The organism is Acinetobacter sp. 1125_18A (genome assembly GCF_052824985.1).
Window position 1 is genome coordinate 322,219 of record NZ_VTDG01000004.1, and the last position, 14,736, is coordinate 336,954.

Annotated in this window: 17 protein-coding genes and 2 pseudogenes; 16 read left to right on the forward strand and 3 right to left on the reverse strand. The window is 32.7% G+C overall.

Annotated features, from left to right (window positions below; all coding sequences use genetic code 11):
* Positions 1–19: 19 nt before the first annotated feature.
* The 9 genes from FY049_RS09620 (at position 20) to FY049_RS09660 (ending at position 6,346) form a co-directional block, all read left to right on the forward strand.
* The gene (locus tag FY049_RS09620; protein WP_446083626.1) at positions 20–277 is read left to right on the forward strand and encodes a hypothetical protein; all 258 of its coding nucleotides are present in this window, start codon (positions 20–22) and stop codon (positions 275–277) included.
* On the forward strand, positions 277–732 hold the full coding sequence (locus FY049_RS09625) for a surface-adhesin E family protein (RefSeq protein WP_446083627.1): 456 nt from the start codon (positions 277–279) through the stop codon (positions 730–732). The genes FY049_RS09620 and FY049_RS09625 overlap by 1 nt, the downstream gene beginning before the upstream one ends.
* A 123-nt stretch (positions 733–855) precedes the next feature.
* Positions 856–1,536: a hypothetical protein gene (locus FY049_RS09630; RefSeq protein ID WP_446083628.1), complete on the forward strand. Its 681-nt coding sequence runs from the start codon at positions 856–858 to the stop codon at positions 1,534–1,536.
* Positions 1,537–1,539: 3 nt separating this feature from the next.
* On the forward strand, positions 1,540–3,297 hold the full coding sequence (locus tag FY049_RS09635) for a hypothetical protein (protein ID WP_446083629.1): 1,758 nt from the start codon (positions 1,540–1,542) through the stop codon (positions 3,295–3,297).
* A 52-nt stretch (positions 3,298–3,349) separates the two neighbouring features.
* Positions 3,350–4,246, forward strand: coding sequence for a phage baseplate protein (locus FY049_RS09640; protein WP_446083630.1), 897 nt, complete (start codon positions 3,350–3,352; stop codon positions 4,244–4,246).
* Positions 4,247–4,261: 15 nt separating this feature from the next.
* Positions 4,262–4,657: a hypothetical protein gene (locus FY049_RS09645; protein ID WP_446083631.1), complete on the forward strand. Its 396-nt coding sequence runs from the start codon at positions 4,262–4,264 to the stop codon at positions 4,655–4,657.
* Complete coding sequence (locus FY049_RS09650; protein ID WP_446083632.1) at positions 4,650–4,862, forward strand: hypothetical protein; 213 nt, start codon at positions 4,650–4,652, stop codon at positions 4,860–4,862. The genes FY049_RS09645 and FY049_RS09650 overlap by 8 nt, the downstream gene beginning before the upstream one ends.
* Positions 4,863–4,905: 43 nt before the next feature.
* A complete protein-coding gene (locus tag FY049_RS09655; RefSeq protein WP_446083685.1) occupies positions 4,906–5,463 on the forward strand; it encodes a lysozyme in 558 nt (185 codons plus the stop codon).
* A 622-nt stretch (positions 5,464–6,085) separates the two neighbouring features.
* Complete coding sequence (locus FY049_RS09660; protein ID WP_056512397.1) at positions 6,086–6,346, forward strand: hypothetical protein; 261 nt, start codon at positions 6,086–6,088, stop codon at positions 6,344–6,346.
* A 328-nt stretch (positions 6,347–6,674) separates the two neighbouring features.
* Here the strand turns inward: FY049_RS09660 and FY049_RS09665 are convergent.
* Positions 6,675–7,141: pseudogene (locus FY049_RS09665) on the reverse strand (BLUF domain-containing protein).
* A 39-nt stretch (positions 7,142–7,180) separates the two neighbouring features.
* Positions 7,181–7,630 carry a BLUF domain-containing protein gene (locus tag FY049_RS09670; RefSeq protein ID WP_446083633.1) on the reverse strand — a complete coding sequence of 150 codons (450 nt, stop codon included), beginning with the start codon at positions 7,628–7,630 and terminating at the stop codon, positions 7,181–7,183.
* A 566-nt stretch (positions 7,631–8,196) separates the two neighbouring features.
* Here FY049_RS09670 and FY049_RS09675 point away from each other — a divergent pair.
* The 6 genes from FY049_RS09675 to FY049_RS09700 all read left to right on the forward strand — a co-directional run bounded on the left by FY049_RS09675 (position 8,197) and on the right by FY049_RS09700 (position 12,208).
* On the forward strand, positions 8,197–8,541 hold the full coding sequence (locus FY049_RS09675) for a hypothetical protein (RefSeq protein WP_446083634.1): 345 nt from the start codon (positions 8,197–8,199) through the stop codon (positions 8,539–8,541).
* Positions 8,542–8,726: 185 nt separating this feature from the next.
* Positions 8,727–8,885 (forward strand): DUF1328 domain-containing protein, encoded by a 159-nt coding sequence (locus FY049_RS09680; RefSeq protein ID WP_004721227.1) that lies wholly within the window; start codon positions 8,727–8,729, stop codon positions 8,883–8,885.
* A 102-nt stretch (positions 8,886–8,987) separates the two neighbouring features.
* Positions 8,988–9,257, forward strand: coding sequence for a hypothetical protein (locus tag FY049_RS09685; RefSeq protein ID WP_446083635.1), 270 nt, complete (start codon positions 8,988–8,990; stop codon positions 9,255–9,257).
* A 23-nt stretch (positions 9,258–9,280) separates the two neighbouring features.
* Positions 9,281–9,481, forward strand: a complete 201-nt coding sequence (locus tag FY049_RS09690) for a hypothetical protein (RefSeq protein ID WP_327858531.1) — start codon at positions 9,281–9,283, stop codon at positions 9,479–9,481.
* Between the two features lie 585 nt (positions 9,482–10,066).
* Positions 10,067–10,678, forward strand: a complete 612-nt coding sequence (locus FY049_RS09695) for an NAD(P)-dependent oxidoreductase (protein WP_004721223.1) — start codon at positions 10,067–10,069, stop codon at positions 10,676–10,678.
* Between the two features lie 1,272 nt (positions 10,679–11,950).
* Complete coding sequence (locus FY049_RS09700) at positions 11,951–12,208, forward strand: hypothetical protein (RefSeq protein ID WP_166782637.1); 258 nt, start codon at positions 11,951–11,953, stop codon at positions 12,206–12,208.
* 125 nt (positions 12,209–12,333) lie between these two features.
* On the opposite strand, the pseudogene FY049_RS09705 reads toward FY049_RS09700, so the two are convergent.
* Positions 12,334–13,212 (reverse strand): annotated as a pseudogene (locus FY049_RS09705) (ATP-grasp fold amidoligase family protein).
* A gap of 870 nt (positions 13,213–14,082) precedes the next feature.
* On the opposite strand from FY049_RS09705, the gene FY049_RS09710 reads away from it, so the two are divergent.
* Positions 14,083–14,316, forward strand: coding sequence for a hypothetical protein (locus tag FY049_RS09710; RefSeq protein ID WP_224965319.1), 234 nt, complete (start codon positions 14,083–14,085; stop codon positions 14,314–14,316).
* The last annotated feature ends 420 nt before the right edge of the window (positions 14,317–14,736 follow it).

Genomic DNA, 14,736 nt, shown 5'->3' on the forward strand with positions numbered 1-14,736 from the left:
TTACGATGGGGGATTTATAATGAAAAATATTTTACTTATGGTTGGTTTTTGTGCGTCAACTGCTGCTTTTGGAGCAACCACCTACCTTCTCGAACATTCATCAAATGATGAATTATTTATAATAAATGGGGAGGTATATAAGGCTAAATCCTACTGCTTTAACATGAGGCAAAATGATAAAATTCTATTTTTAGAAGGTAGTCCTTATGGCGCTTGCGCTACAGCTAAATTGTATAACCTCAGAACAAAAGAATCCTGTGAAGTGTGGTGTGAATAATGAAAAAACTAATATTAATTTGTGGATTGTTTGCTTCAAGTTTTAGTTTTGGGGCGGATTGGAAGTATGTTACTTCAACGGGCAGTGAAAGTTTTTGGGTTGATAAAGGATACTATAAGTATGATGCTAAAACAAAGACTGTTGACTTATGGAGCAAGTCTGTAAGAAAAAAGATGTATGATAAAAACTACTTTACATCATCAAAAACACTAAACAGGATATCCTGCCCCAATAAATCAATTAAACAGTTAGCGCATGTAGAATACTTGGAGAGCGGAGACACTTCCAAATCCACAACTAAACCACAAGCTAATTTTAGTGTGATTTTTCCAGATTCGATTGGAGAAGGTTTCTGGGAGGTTGCTTGCAAATCTGGTGGAAAAGGGTTTAGCTTTACCAAAGATCAACTAAGATTTATGGATATGTCAACAATTGATCTTAGTGAATCACAATAAATCTTCTTGTGGGCATCTAAAGCTTTATATGATTTTAACTTAATGCTCCAAACCTAAAATATTTAAAGTAAGTATTTCAATTAAACCCACTTCGGTGGGTTTTTTAATGCCCGGAGATAAAGTATGGCAAGTCTATTGCAGAAACAAGTTTATCAAGCCTACTTGAATGCAGGCTTGTCACCCAATCAAGCGAGAATCATCACAGCGGAAGTAGGGCGTGAGGGTTCATTTAGCCCTAAAAATCTGTTTGGGGTGCATATTGACCCTAAAAACGGAGCTGCCAACTTAGGCATGTTGTCATGGCAAGGCAACCGTGGGCAAGCGCTTTACCAGGATTTGAAATCAAAGGGCTTGATAAAAGGCAACGGTATATTACCTACTCAAGAAGCGCTTAACTCAATGGCTCACTTCTCTGTGAATGAGATGAGAAGCAATAAAGCTTATAGCAAAACAGCTCAAACTTTTTTGAATAATCCAGATATAGATTATCAAACTGGTGCGGCAGTGTTGGGGCGTAATTATATCCGTTGGCGATATGATGACCCTGAATATAAATCAGGGCATATGAATAGAGATAAATTTTATCAAGCTTTGGGTGGTGTGGTTGGACAGCAGCAGCAACCAACTCAAAAACAATTTTCTCCAAATCTTGTAGATCTAAATGCACTTGGATACAAGCCTCAGATAACTGAACAATTTCAGCCATCGTTTGTTGACTTAAATAAATTGGGCTATCAAGAAAAGTCAAATCAAGAATTTCAACCAAAGTTTATCGATTTAAATGCATTAGGTTATAAAGGGTAAAATATGGCTCAATTAACAGCAGATCAGTTGGTTCAACTGGCAAGACAAGGCAAAGGGGAAAGTCCAGTTGATTTAGGACAATTCTCCACAACTATTGGTGTTGATGGTGAAGTAATACCAAAGAGTACGCAATTAAATGCTGACCAATTAGTTGCTATGGCAAAACAACAGCAACGAGCAAACTATAAACCGTTCGACTGGAAAGCATCACAAAAAGAGGGTATGACCCAAGCTGCTAAAGAAGCAGGGGGAACTCAGGCTTGGGAGTCTGGTTTGCTTGGTTTTTCTGATTTAGCAGCAGGCGCTATTCAAGGTGCTACTTATGCAGCGGATGGTATCAGTGGATTAGCAAATAACCTACTAGGAACTAATTTAGATACAAAATCATATGAACGTTTCACAAAGGAGCGTAAAGATACTGAGGATTGGCATAACTTACGCCGAGAAGCAAATGATCAAGGTTTTGATGGTTGGCGCCTTGGAGGAGCAGTCACAGGTACAGCGCCAATTGCGCTTACAGGTAGTGGTGGGTTATTAGGTGTTGCAGGTAGAGGTGCTGTATCTGGTGGATTAATTTCACAAGCAAGTTTTGCTAAAGACTCTAATACAAGATCCAAAAATGCTGCTGCAGGGGTTATTGGTGGGGCTATAGGTGGAGCTGCGGGAAAAGGCTTAACTACACTTGCATCTAAAGCTACAGATAAGATTTCTAGTAATGCTGTGAATAAGGTTTTAGATGCGCCCAGAAATCAACTTGCTAAGGATGCTAAAGCAGCAGGCTATACAATTCCGCCTAGTTATAGCAATCCCAACTTCTTAAATAAATCTTTAGCAAAAATTGCAGGAGAGGCGGATTTAGCTAAAATCGCTAGTTCAAAAAACCAAGATATAACGAATATTTTAGTAAAGCAAAGTCTAGGGCTTCCTATTAATAAACCTCTCACCGAAGCAAGTCTTCAGGGGGTTAGGCAGCAAGCAAGTCAAGCATATGATGTTGTGAGATCATTAGGAAAAATTAAGGCTGATCAATCATTTACCAATGATATTAAAAATATCATAAAACCTTATGAAGATTTAGCAAAAGACTTTCCTTTAAAAGTATCGAACGATGTAATAAAGGCCATAAATCAAGTAAAGCCAGTGAATGGTGAGTTTGAAGCAAGCGCTGCAATTCACGCTATAAGATCATTGCGAGAAGTAGCTAAGAAAGCATTTAAGGCTGATGATGTGGATTTAGGGAGAGCAACCAAGGCAGCAGCGGAAGCTCTAGAAAAACAGCTTGATCGAGCAGTAGGAAATTCATCTTTAAGCAACAATGCCATTGCTAATTTCAAGAATGCTAGATCGCTAATTGCAAAAACCCACACAATTGAAGATGCAATGGATGAAGTCGGGGATGTGTCTGCAAATAAACTAGCTTCAATGCTTGGAAAAGGTGTACCTCTTACAAGCGAGCTTAAACAAGCCGCTCAATTTGCTTCTGTTTATCCTCAATTAAACAACGTGGGACGCAGCGGGGGTGGTGGTATAACCTTGTTTGATAGTGCAGCTGGTATTGGCGGCTCTATGGCTACAGGGGGAACATCAGGATTTGCATTAGGTTTAACACGACCATCTTTACGTTATTTGCTTAATACAGGTATAGCAGGAAGAATGGGTACTCCAAGTTACAACTCTAAGTTGGCAAATTTATTGCAATATGCTGACAAAGTTGCACCAATTACACCTGTGGCAGGTGCTCAAATCAATAAAGAAAGATAGTAAACCACAAACCAATAACCGCCGAAAGGCGGTTTTTTAATGCAGGTTCAAAATGACAGCATACCCATTAACACCAGTGCGATATCGAGCCTTTGATAAAAACGGAGAGCCATTGATAGGCGGTCAAGTTTTTGCGTATGAGGCAGGAAGCACAACAAATGAAAAAGATACATATTCTGATAAGGTTATGGAAAGTTTAAATACATGGCCTGTCATTCTTGACGATATGGGCAGTGCATCGATCTATATTTCAGGGGATTACTTTTTTCAGGTTTTCGATGCTGAAGGTAATTTGATTGAGGAGGGTGATGGCATTGCTGATGCTGAGTCGATTGCTCAAGCCTTGATCGATGGCAATTCAGGTGGTGCAAACAATATTGAGCAACGTGTAACTGATCTTGAGGCAGCTAGAGATGAGCACACAGACCAGATCAATGACTTGCTTGATGATACTGGGGCTTTAAGAACTGATCTTGATAAAGAGGTTAAAACTGACAGAGACGAAGCAATTGATGCCGCGATTAAGGCTTTATCTGATGCTGTTGATGAGAAGATAGAATCAGCTATCGAAAGCATGCAAATCAAAGTGGGCGATATTTACTTGGCTTTAACTTCTGCAAATCCAACCGACAAACTTGGCTACGGTACTTGGGAGCTTATCTCAAAAGGGAAAGCGATTGTTGGTCTTTCAGATGCAACCTTAGACCCAGCATGGACAAAAATCATTGGCGGTACGTTTGGTGATTATGAACACACCCTAACTGTCGATCAATTGCCCGAACATGATTTCTCTATCCCATACTCTACAAACAAAACTGGCACTGGATCAATTAATGGTAGCTCAAGTGGCTCAGATGGATCAGCGCGCTCAGGAAGTGTTGGGGAGGGGAAATCACATAACAACGTACAACCAAGTATGGTTTTTGCCATCTGGAAACGAACTACATAATAAATTGGGGGTTATATGTCTGAAAATGAAACGTATGGGATGCGGTTAGAAAAGAAGATCGACTCAATGCAACATCAAATGTCTGAGATGAATAACGCATTGATTCGATTATCAGAACGTAATGAAGCGCATCAAAATTTATCCAGCTCAAATAAAGATTCAATCACAGTATTACAAACTGACATGAACCAAGCAAAAGGTGGTCTTAATTTCGCGAAACTTATCGCCAATACAGCTTTGGCTAGTGTGATCGGGTTTGGGATATGGACGGTTCAAAGTCTATCAGCAACACAACAACGCATATCTGACGCAAATCAACGCATTGCGATTGTTGAATCGAAACTTATTCGACTTGATACAGATATTTCCGTATTGAGTAAACGAACCCCTAAGGAACTTGAAAATGAATAAGGAACTAACAAAAACTATTATTGCTTTTATAGCCTTAGCAATGGTTGTTCTATCAATTATAGGGCTATTTTTTATTGATATCCCTGACCGTAACCGTGATTTAGTCAATATTGTTCTTGGCGCAATTATTGGGTGGGGAACTACAGTATTTGGTTTCTATTTTGGTAATTCTGATAAAGCCATTAAGGAGAGTAACGGTGATTGATCAACCATATCAAATTGCGCAGGCGTATTCATGGCTTCGGGCAATGTCAGGCGGTAAATTAACTCAAGAACAAGTGGAAGCAGGGGACGCAATTATTGCGTTGAATGGTTTACCTACCTTTGCCAAAGTCATAGGTTTCGCTTTGGCTATCGCAACCCAACGAGATATTTCAGAAAATGGATTTCAAATAATCCGTGAATTTGAAAGCTTTCAACCCAAAGCGTATTTAGATACTGGCGGCATATGGACAATCGGATATGGAACGATTAAATACCCGAAAGGTGTTCGAGTAGCCAAAGGCGATATATGTACTCAAGCACAAGCAGAGATGTGGCTTAAAAACGATTGTAAGTGGGTAGATGCTTGTTTAGATAAGTATGTAAAAGTGCCTGTAACTCAGAACCAATTTGATGCGCTTGCCTCGCTCGTTTATAACATTGGCGAAACAGCATTTGTTAAAAGTACATTACTCAGTGTATTAAATCAAAGCTCATATAAGTTGGCGGCCGAACAATTTGATCGTTGGGTGTATGACAATGGTAAAAAAATACAAGGTCTCGTTAATCGTCGCAAAAAAGAGAAAGAATTGTTTTTGAAGTGATGCTTTTTTGTAACAAAAATAATGGGCGAATCATGGGCGCCAATTAGATATAAGTATTTGTATTATAAGAAGTGTACTTACGTTGACATCGTAGAGGTCTCCAGTTCGAGTCTGGATATACCTACCAAGATTTTTAAAGACTTATAAGCGATTCAAAAGCTTATAGGTCTTTTTTTGTGCTTTTGTTGCATCTCTATTATTCGTGAATTCAGAAAAATTGCAGAAACTGGCGGTATATTCAACATGTTTGCAATAAGTTAGCAACAAAATAAAAATATCGAGATCATGTGGCAATTTTTGGTGTCTTCAAGTCAAGTACAAACATCTTCGAGATGCTGGAATAGGAGATACCTTAGAAGAGTGTATTATTGTTAGGACTCATAGCATACACGTGCGACTTTAAATTAGGTTCTACTATATTGAATTTAATACGGATTAAAATCTATTCACGTTATTGAGATATTACTCAATAATCTTTCCAGCTTAGCTTAAATTTAACTTACATATATAAAGATATATGTACATTTAATCATTAAATTACATTTTTAAAAAAATCATAATAAAAAAAAGAAATAAAAATGAGTTATAGTCTAAATGATTTTAAATTGCAGGAATCACACTATTGAGTATTCATGAAATAGTACTTCAAGATGATAAATTTCATTTACATAAACTTGTCAAAGTTAAAGATAGTATTTATGACCCAGTCAAAAAAGATGAATCTACTTTGTGGTTTTGGATTTATTCAGACACATCTGAATTTTTTTACTTTGAATTATGGGATGAACTTGATCATGCAAGAATAAACGAAAATATTAATTATAAAAATTGTAACTTTAAAGTAGTTAGTATTAATAATAACAATAAAATGAATTACTCATAAAACTTAATTATATTAAAGATAAATAATTTTCATAATAATTTAAAACATGAACCTAAGGTAAAAACGATTTAACTTTATCTATTTAGGGATGGTAACAATACATCTCTATAGGTATAGGAAATTAAAAGTGAAAACTTAACAAGCGACCAACAAGAGATTAATCCATTCATTAACTAGACTCAGTTTGTAATGGCGCAGGGAAGCTTGTTACTTTTTTAAATTAGTGAAAGCATCTATATCTGGTGAATCAGAGCAACTGGGTTCGAGTCAATCGGTCAAACTTTAAAATTCTTTAAAAGAGAGGGTCCATAACTCTCTCTTTTAATATTTAAAGAAATGAGGAGATTCCTCGTTGATTTAAACCGACCTTTTTACGCACTCGAGTTTGCTTTTCTTTCAAAAGCTCATTTAATAAGCTATTTAAATGAACGTCATTGAGGGCTGCTGGCGTAAATGAGTCATAGCCAAGCTGATTAAAAAATAAATCAACTTTTGAGCACTTTTGTACATATTTCATTGACCAGTTTTTAAAACTAATTTTGTCAATATCCATGATTTCAAATTCAATAATGCTATTGTGCCTAGCGTCATTTTTTATACTTTGAAATAGCGCTTGAACTATAGACTTTTCACCTTCAAGACATTGAAAAAATGATTATTGGCATAATATAGAACGCCAAAAATCTTATTTTTTCCATTAAAATCACGCGCAGTATTTAAGATAGCATTTAAATCTTCAATAAGGTCATTGGCTAATTCATTTCGAGTACTCGCATAGCACAATCGAATTAGCATACATCTTTCCTCAAGTTGCGTAGATTCGTATAAAAAATCTTATTCATTGATATCAAAATTATATGGCTCAATAGCGTATTCATCCGCTAAAAGGTCGATAAAAGAAGGGATCGTCTCACTAGAAAGAAGAAATGGATTGAAATCATCACGATGATTTTCTAGGAAAAAGTCACCAAGTCTTTTATTGACAGGGGCAAATTTCATATTCCAATGCTTAAACAAACCTATGTCGCATGTTTCGTAATATAAAATCTCACAGTTTTGATGACGTTGATCTTTTAAAATTTGATTATAGAACAGATCATCAACTTTACTTTTATGTCCTTCAAGACATTGAACAAAATATCCATGTCCATAATAAAGAACGCCTGTGATTTCATTGCGAGAGTTGAAATCAACAGCTGTGTTAAGAATTTCTATCAAATCATTCTTAAGATTTGGATGAGTACTCGTAGCTTTACTTGCATATAAAACTCTTACAAATTCCATTAGAAGGCTTCCACGATAAATAATTACTTCGAACTAAGTGCTAACGCTTTAATTTTATTAATAAGCTTTATGTATTCACATAGAAAGATTAGTAACGATGACTACAATACATTGATAATTAATCAAAAGCTAACAAATCGTACCAACCGGTCTAAACATGAAATGTAAAGTTTTTTAACACTGTTTGAGTGTTTTGTTACTTTACAAAACAAATTGAGCCTATTGTTAAAATTAAGTATTTGAAAATAACATATTTAATTTACATATTTTGAATTTTATGTGGTTAAAAAATATACAAATGTAAGAAATTTCTCACAATCATGTAAGCCATGGATTATATCGCTAAATTTCATATTATTTATACTGCCTAGATACACCACAAGTGCTCATCATTATTATAAATCTGAATCTTAATTTAAAGTGATTGTCGCTAACGCTTAAATTAAAATAATTCATTATAAAAATGATGCGTTGAATAAAAGTGTTGTGTATTGGGGGAGTCTTCCCCCTTAGTCGGACAACTAAGGGGGGAGCATTTTTATAAATATGAAATAGGAGAGGATGAAATGCAAATTTTAAAAAATATTGTTATTTTTATTGTCTCTGTTTTAAGTATTTCATTACTCATTATTATTTTTGATCAATTGGGGATGAATAAGAAATTTAACTTGTTTTTATCAGCTTTATTGTATGGGATATTGATCACAATTTATTTAAAAAAGGTATTCCTAAGTCTATCTTTCTTTTTAGGATTCTATAGCCTTTTATTCATGATAAGTTACTCTGTTGAAGTCATCATCATGCTTTTTATTTCTTGTTCTGTTTTATTCATGATAAAAATGATTATGCCGAAATTAAAGGATACACGTGTCGATCGATTTTTTACTCTTAATAACTTATATAAAAAGTAAATTTTAGCGATTACTTTTTTTTAAATAGTAAGTTGATCTTAATTGTTATGCTTAAATTTTAGTGTTATTTTAAGTGAAAAATATTATAAACTAAAACATTTTAATCACATAAAATAACACTTGAATTAAATTATTAATTTATAGTGTTGTTTTAAATCAAAATATATTTCAGGGAGTACTATATTATGTTTCGTTGGGCGATTATCTTTGCTGTAATAGCACTTATAGCGAGTCTTTTAGGGTTTGGTGGTGTAGCAGGTCTTTCAAAAGATTTTGCAGTTATTCTATTAGTTGTCGCTGTTATCCTTACTGTGATTGGTTTTATTTCTCGTGGAAAGGTATAGTCACTATAAACCATCTAACGATAGAATTTAATCATTCTATCGTTAGATATAATGAATTTGAAAATACTTAAATCATTTAAATAAATTTGAACTGAGAACATTATGAAAAATATTAACTATGATTTTGTTTTAGAACAAATTTATAATTTTTTACTTTTAAGACCTGACTTTAATAGTAAAACAAATTTTGAGAAGATCGCTGAATATTTCAGAGCTTTAAATGAAGGCACAGATGATGAGTTCAATTTTGAGAAACCAAACAAAATCTCGGGTAAATTTGGCAGTAAAAAAAATATAGTAATAGTCAACGCACCTGAAATAAATAATAAAAATAAATTTTTGGAATGGATTGATCGGCAAATAAATCTATAAGGATTTTGATTAAGGGTATCTATATGCATCATAGACATAAGCGCAAAAAAACAGCATTGATTTCAGAATGGTCAACTGATCAAGACTGCTATTTGATTGAAAATAGTTCATTACCTATTGAAATATTAAAAGATTCTTTATCATTTTCTGAAGAAGAAATACTTGAGAGAAAGATGCAGCTAGGATTAGTTCGCCAGCAACGACAAATGATGAGAAGCAGTTGAATTAAATATTCTAAGCTTCTCAATTCATTTTTATAATTTTAGCCTTAATTTAATCGGTCTAAAGTGACTAAGAGTTACCTCATAGAGTAACTTAACTAATCAAAACTGCATACTGAATATACGATGCTACACTCTTAGCAGTTTTTAAACATGAAAATTTAGAGCTGTGTGTTTAGCTACCCGAAGTGAATAATCATAACGTTTTTCTGTTTCTTGACCACCTTTAATAGGGGCAGCTAAGGCAACTCAGCCATCTTAGTAGGTATATTTTAAAATAAGGCATAAAATTTATTCAAGTGAAAGTCAGTTACTGAAATCATTGTACTTAAAAATAAATACCTATACATGAGAGCTATTAAAAAGTGACATTGTTTACATGATTTTGACAGAAAATAAACTTAAATAATGATTTATAATAAAGCTATTGAGGTGATAATGGGTTATCAATTTTAATCGATAAATTGTTAATTATTTCATGTATAGATTATTTATAAAATTTTAAATATTATAAGTTTTATATTTAATGGTTTATAAAACTATTTGATTAAGATTTTTGAATTATCTTAAAATAAGTGAGGAACTATTATGAAGATTGCTTTAATTGGCGCAACAGGTATGGCGGGTTCACGTATTTTAGAAGAGCTTGTTTCACGTGGCCATTACGTTAAAGCCATCGCACGTAATACACATAAAGTACCAGATACAGAGCGTGTCTTATCCGTAGATGTGGACTTAAATGATCATGAAGCGCTTGTAGAAGCTCTAAAAGGGCAAGATGCCGTGATAAGTGCTGTTCCTTTTCATGGCTTAGATGCGAATGCATTGATTAACACAATTCGGGATTCTAAAGTTAAGCGTTATTTGGTTGTTGGTGGTGCTGGTGGACTGACTATTCCCAACAAAAATGTACGCTTATTGGATACGGATGATTTTCCTGCTGCGTATAAACCTGAAGCAGAAGCTGCTGTAAATTTCCTTGAAAAACTTAAACAAGTCGATGATATTGAATGGACTTTCATATCACCTTCGGCTGAGTTTGCTCCAGGTAAACGTACAGGAGAATTTCGTTTAGGAAAAGATGAACTTATAATTGGTAAAGATGGCAGTAAAATTTCAGCTGAAGATTTTGCAATAGCATTATCTGATGAAATTGAAAATAACAACCATATTAATCAACGTTTTACTGTTGGATACTAAGAAATGTATAAAAGCCCTCATTTGAGGGCTTTTTTCTATAAAAATTAAATGATGATTTTAGCGTTTTCTAGACTTATTTGTACTCATAAGTATTTTATTTTAAATGTTTTTTAATCGTTGCTGAAGAATATTTTATTTATATTGAATAAATGTAAGTGTATAGTTTAATTGAATTAAGGATTACAAATTTTAAAGATTGTGTTTAAAAGTTGAATAGATAATACATGTAATATTTTTATGATGATAAAACAGTTAATTATGGTTAATAAGGTGTCTGAAAAATCATTATGGATTACATTAGTGGTCATAATTGAGATAAATAAGACCAAAATTAGAATATAGAACTTGCTGTTGATATATGGATTTGTCATGAAAAGCTCTTTTTTGAATTGTTATACTATAACACTTTTATGTATAGACTTATATGTTGGAAATGTTATGAAACAAAAAGTCCTTTTTTAAAAAATATTTAAAAAGGTCTAAAATTTGCTGAAGTTAATGAGTAATTTTTATTTAAGTATCAGGTGGTTATAGGGATTTTAAGATATCATTAGTGTGATCTAGAAATGAGTCTTGTATAAATAAAATAGATTAATACGTGATGATAAATGATTTATTGTCATTGGTTTTAAAATCATCATTCCTAGTTGTGTAAATATTAATTCATTTAAATCAATCACATCTTTTGATTTTGTTGTCATTTGAAGATGTATTATTTTCCGCGCTTTATTCATCACACTTAGATTGGGTCACATTTGGATTGGGTCACACTTGGATTAGTGCTGAGTAAAATGATCTGAACAGTTGCAACCATTGTAGATATGACTTTATATTTTAGACTTCTTCATAAGTCCTTATTAAAACCATAGATCAACATAAAATCCCCCTCATCCTCACTTTCTCCCAAAGGGAGAAGTAACTTTCAATACCAATCTGATTCACTCCACATGATCATTTTTTGATTTATGAAAGATCTTTTTTAAGAACTGTGTTGGTATAAATATATTAGGAAGTATAAGAATAGAAGAAGAAAATAACTGAAAATTTATTTTTTATTGGTATGAAATCTCAGAATGGTAGAAAATTTAAAAGAATAGTAGTTGATTTTCAGCCTGAATTTGAATTAGTATATCTATAAAATACGATATAGTGAATCGTAACTTAAGAACTAATGTCTGGATAATTTATCTTTCTGATAAATTAAAGAGTATTTGGGTGGTAGGTACGAAATTCTTTATCTAGTTATGACAAGCGATTTAGGAAAGAGGGTATATGCACAAATTTTCAAAAATTGAGCTGGTAACAAATCATTTAACTAAAGCGCTAGAGGATTATCTAAAATTAAAAATGAGTTGTGATGGCGTATATACACAGACGACAAAAACAGAAGATGAAAATTATAAAATTGAAGTCGTTATTGATCCACCAAGTGATGTTTTAGAAACCTTTAAGAATATAGCACATGATATTAAAGATTACTTAGATACTATTGATTATAAAGGAAAATTTGAGTTTAAATTTATTGTGTAGTGACTGATCGGTTACATGTAATATGTCATATTTTCATTGAAGTAAACTTCGTGGATTTTTTATCCGCTTTTATGATTTATATACCCACAAGTCCACTTTTTTATGGGTATTTTTTTGTATCATCTTTAAAATAAATGCCAATAAGTACCAAGTTTCATATCCCATTCTTTAGGTTCAATGACCATTCTTCCAGCATTAGGTGTTAGGGTTATTTCGCTGAAATAGATATTATTTTTTGATATTAGAAAATCTATTCGGCTATAACCGTATTTAAGGCAGAGCGCTTGAGATAGCTCAATTAAGATATCTAATCAAGCTGGTTTCTTTAAATATGCAGGGCTATTGTTTTTTAAATCAACTGTAAATGGTTGGAGAGTCCACGATGTATCGTAAATATTTGAATATTCATTTTTGAGGCCATCTTGTACATCGACTTCAATAAATTTGGGTTGACCTTCAAAGCAATGAACTCTACATGTGGTAATGGTTAATTTAGTCTCTTGGTCTATCAATAACTCAACATATTGCTCAGCTAAAATTGATGGCTTAATATTTTTGTAATGCCATTCTCTTTTTCTGAAATACATATTTTGTTTTAAGTGATGCGTTAACTTATTTTCAGCATTTCTTTGATCAAATTGACGCTTATCATTGCATACGATTGCACTGCCACTATCATGATTGCATTTCAAAACGAATCTGTCGGGCATTCGACTAAAGTCAATTTCATTGAAAGATTTATATACGCCGATCAATGGGACCAGATGGGAAGAACAAATTTTATTGCTGATCACTTCTCTTACAGCCAATTTATCAGCTAATAAGGTATGTAATGGATCTCTTTCGAAAATCATTCTTGCTGTGACTTTTTCATTAAAACTTTTAGGTTGATCAAAATTGGGAATATAACCAAGTTTATTAATAAAACGTTTGGTTAAATATTCCTTATCAGAGACAAAATATGCTCTTATAACTTTTGCAAAATAGGTGAGATTGTCAATCATTTGTCAAAACCCAATCAATGATCGTATAAGTATAAATAGCCAAAACTTAAAAAAATTTTAAAAAGCGACTGACTTTATGTATGAGTATTATAGGAATAGGCTTATTGTTCTGAATATTTCATATTTACTTTCACTTAGGGGGTGATTGGAAAAGTTGATCGGGATACGTTTTAAGATTATAAAATATTATATTAAATCAATATTTTGAATCCATTTTTTATATGTGTGATATGGCATATTGGGTATTAAGAGTGTTGTTTTGTCATTCAGTAAATTTAAGCTTTAGATCGCTTGGAGTACAATCCTTGGGTGATTTTGCTAAGGATTTAATCAGTCTGTTACATAAAATTTACGATACATATATGAAGCTTTACCAAAAGGTAAAATATTTTCTTGAATCTTAATATGAATTGTGTAAAATTTAACCAGTGAAGAAGGTTGTGCTTTTCACTTTGACTTACTTTTAAGTCTTTAATAAACCCACCTATTTTTAGGTGGGTTTATTAATTTTAGCCTAATCAATAAATGCTAGGTGTCTGGCCTGGCTTCTATCTAAAATCATAAAAACGATTTAAAAAATGAATATTAGTATCTGTAGACAACTGAATAGTTAAGTTTATTTGAAGAATATTGAGGGTTTAATGTGAATTTCAGCACGTTTTTTAATAAAGATGAATGAATTCATATTCCGAATAGCTACGGTAAATTGATATTCTGCTTACTAGCTTGACCTAATAAAGTTCAAATAATGTGCTCTTTGGTCCAATAATGTGGTCTATTATTTTTTTGTTTAAAATTTATATGAAGGTATGGGTTGTTTATTTATAGATTTGATGTAAATTCAAAACAACATCTTTAAAATTAATTCTTATGAATATTTGCATAGGCGGTCCCTGGCATGGAAGTAAGTTGCTTGGAAATGATAATAAAAAGTCTTTTAAAGTAAAAGGCAAATTAACAGATTCAACGACAAACTACTTCAAAAGAAAAATTCAATTTAAAAACGTATTTTATATTTTTTGGGTATCTGATGAACTGATGTTATTAGATGAGAATGAAATTATTAAAAATTTTTTACTTAAAAAATTAAATATTATTGTTTAAATAAACTTCATATAAATGAAAGGCGCTAAGGCGTCTTTTTTTATATCTTTCCGTTCTGCCTTGGTACACTTGGGTTAGAGTGAAATGGTGATCATTTAGGATCATTCATGAATTTTTTATTTTAATTGTTTGATGATTTATTTTAACAAATGGTAAAAATATATCTTAAGTTATTTAAATTGTTTGATATTTTACATAATTTATTGTATAAAAAAGAAACAACAATAAAATGAGGGTGAAATTATGATAGACAAATCAATAAACATCGTTTTTTTCTTTTCCGTATTTATTGTCTTAACTTTACTGGTGCACCTGTTGGGAAATGTGCCAACTGGAGTATGGCTTCCAAAATAAAACTGCTCAATGGAAAAGCTCATCTTGAGATGGGCTTTTTACTTTATGGAGGGATTGATTTTGATC

Bases quoted from the DNA above. Each gene is read 5' to 3' on its own strand.
- FY049_RS09620 (WP_446083626.1), top strand. From the start codon at position 20: ATGAAAAATATTTTACTTATGGTTGGTTTTTGTGCGTCAACTGCTGCT.
- FY049_RS09625 (WP_446083627.1), top strand. From the start codon at position 277: ATGAAAAAACTAATATTAATTTGTGGATTGTTTGCTTCAAGTTTTAGT.
- FY049_RS09630 (WP_446083628.1), top strand. From the start codon at position 856: ATGGCAAGTCTATTGCAGAAACAAGTTTATCAAGCCTACTTGAATGCA.
- FY049_RS09635 (WP_446083629.1), top strand. From the start codon at position 1,540: ATGGCTCAATTAACAGCAGATCAGTTGGTTCAACTGGCAAGACAAGGC.
- FY049_RS09640 (WP_446083630.1), top strand. From the start codon at position 3,350: ATGACAGCATACCCATTAACACCAGTGCGATATCGAGCCTTTGATAAA.
- FY049_RS09645 (WP_446083631.1), top strand. From the start codon at position 4,262: ATGTCTGAAAATGAAACGTATGGGATGCGGTTAGAAAAGAAGATCGAC.
- FY049_RS09650 (WP_446083632.1), top strand. From the start codon at position 4,650: ATGAATAAGGAACTAACAAAAACTATTATTGCTTTTATAGCCTTAGCA.
- FY049_RS09655 (WP_446083685.1), top strand. From the start codon at position 4,906: ATGTCAGGCGGTAAATTAACTCAAGAACAAGTGGAAGCAGGGGACGCA.
- FY049_RS09670 (WP_446083633.1), bottom strand. From the start codon at position 7,630: ATGGAATTTGTAAGAGTTTTATATGCAAGTAAAGCTACGAGTACTCAT.
- FY049_RS09675 (WP_446083634.1), top strand. From the start codon at position 8,197: ATGCAAATTTTAAAAAATATTGTTATTTTTATTGTCTCTGTTTTAAGT.
- FY049_RS09680 (WP_004721227.1), top strand. From the start codon at position 8,727: ATGTTTCGTTGGGCGATTATCTTTGCTGTAATAGCACTTATAGCGAGT.
- FY049_RS09685 (WP_446083635.1), top strand. From the start codon at position 8,988: ATGAAAAATATTAACTATGATTTTGTTTTAGAACAAATTTATAATTTT.
- FY049_RS09690 (WP_327858531.1), top strand. From the start codon at position 9,281: ATGCATCATAGACATAAGCGCAAAAAAACAGCATTGATTTCAGAATGG.
- FY049_RS09695 (WP_004721223.1), top strand. From the start codon at position 10,067: ATGAAGATTGCTTTAATTGGCGCAACAGGTATGGCGGGTTCACGTATT.
- FY049_RS09700 (WP_166782637.1), top strand. From the start codon at position 11,951: ATGCACAAATTTTCAAAAATTGAGCTGGTAACAAATCATTTAACTAAA.
- FY049_RS09710 (WP_224965319.1), top strand. From the start codon at position 14,083: ATGAATATTTGCATAGGCGGTCCCTGGCATGGAAGTAAGTTGCTTGGA.